This is a genomic window from Campylobacter sp. BCW_4338 (genome assembly GCF_001763255.1).
GTDB classification, from domain to species: Bacteria; Campylobacterota; Campylobacteria; order Campylobacterales; family Campylobacteraceae; genus Campylobacter_D; species Campylobacter_D jejuni.
The window spans coordinates 1-1551 of the sequence record NZ_MJYJ01000029.1; the positions used below are offsets into that span (position 1 = coordinate 1).

Annotated in this window: 1 protein-coding gene and 1 pseudogene; both read right to left on the reverse strand. The window is 24.0% G+C overall.

From position 1 onward, the window contains the following. On the reverse strand, positions 1–1193 hold a 1193-nt coding region (locus tag AJN69_RS02795; RefSeq protein WP_148122941.1), incomplete at its 3' end, for a class I SAM-dependent methyltransferase. Continuing rightward, positions 1183–1551 (reverse strand): annotated as a pseudogene (locus AJN69_RS10185) (glycosyltransferase family 2 protein); the annotation flags it as partial. The pseudogene AJN69_RS10185 and the gene AJN69_RS02795, both read right to left, overlap by 11 nt.

A 1551-nucleotide genomic window follows, 5' to 3' on the forward strand; every position in this document is an offset into this window, starting at 1 on the left:
TCCCTAATCTTAAACCATAATTTAATAAATCCGCCCGTATACCAATTCTTACTAGCCTTAATAAATTCTTCGCCTAATTTATAAGTAAAACATTCTTTTTCTTTTAAAGCCTCGTTATAATCAGGATAAGTTTCTAAAGGAGGTAAGGCTGAATTTGGATTTTGTTTTATTTTTTCTTCATAGGCTTTTTGTTCAAATTGATGTTTATCTTTTATGTAAGATAATACATAAGGCATTCTTATATAGCCCCATAAACTTTTTGAATTAGCAATCAAAGCTTTTCCTAGTTTATAGGATAGATGATTTTGAATTCTTTGTTTAGCTGTGCCATATTCGGTTTGAAATTTTAAAATTTTTAATTTCCATAATTCTGAAGAATTAATAATTCCTTCCTTAAACCATTTATCTTGAATATATAATATCTGTTTAAATAAATTTACAAATTCTTCACCGTAATGTTTTTTAAAAAAAATACTAGATATCTCAATATCTTTTATATCCAACATATAAATCCAAGGCAAATTTAAAAGCCTAAAATATACCTTTAATTTATCTTTATCCAAATGATTATCATCTAATATACAATAACCTATATTTTGAAAATCTGGATCATATATAGTATAATGTTCCTTTAAATAATACTTTTTACCAAAAAAAGAAGAAAAGAGAATACTGCATATATTTGAATATGGCACATTACAATATATATGAAAAGTTAAATCATGCATTATAATCACTGCATTTTTTGATAAATATGGTAAAACAAATAAAAAATCAAGAGCTTCTCCTGGTGAAGAATGCATTGTATCTATAATGCAAAAATCTATATCTTTTCCTATTTTATCCATATGGTCTGCAGCCAAACCTGGAGTATAAAGATTCCAATACTTTTTCAAATTAGGGGCTAATTCATCAACTAAAAAACCGCTATTTTTAGAATTATCTCTATAATAAAAAGTATTGTAATCTATCGAATTTAAAGTTACATCATTTAAAAGATTATATTTAGCAAGATAATCCAATATTAAAACACTATTTGCTCCAGCTGCTATGCCAACCTCTAAAATTTTCTTCGGTTTATACTTATGCAATAAATTTAAAAGAAATTCTCGTTCTTTTACATGCATTTCAGAGTACTTATTTACTATATCGTCATCTAAAAAATTACTAAGTATATTTGTTTTATTTTCCATTTTTCCATTCCTTATAAATTTTTTTAATTTTAAATATAAATGTTAAAGGGTTTTTAATAAAAGCATTGCCTAGCCTATAAAATAAATACTTTTTACATTTTAACATTTCGTTATAATCAGCATATTGTTCCAATGGAATTAATTTAATATTTGGATTTATTCTAATAAGTACATTATACATCATCATTTGTATTTTATGCAATATATATAAATAAATAATAGTTAAAGGCAAAAATAAAGCTTTTATAGGATTTTTTGCCTTTATTATAGCTTTTCCTATTTTATAAGATAATTGGTTTTTTATTCTATCTACTGCCCCATATGGTTTATAATGATTTTGATTAAATTTGGAAATATT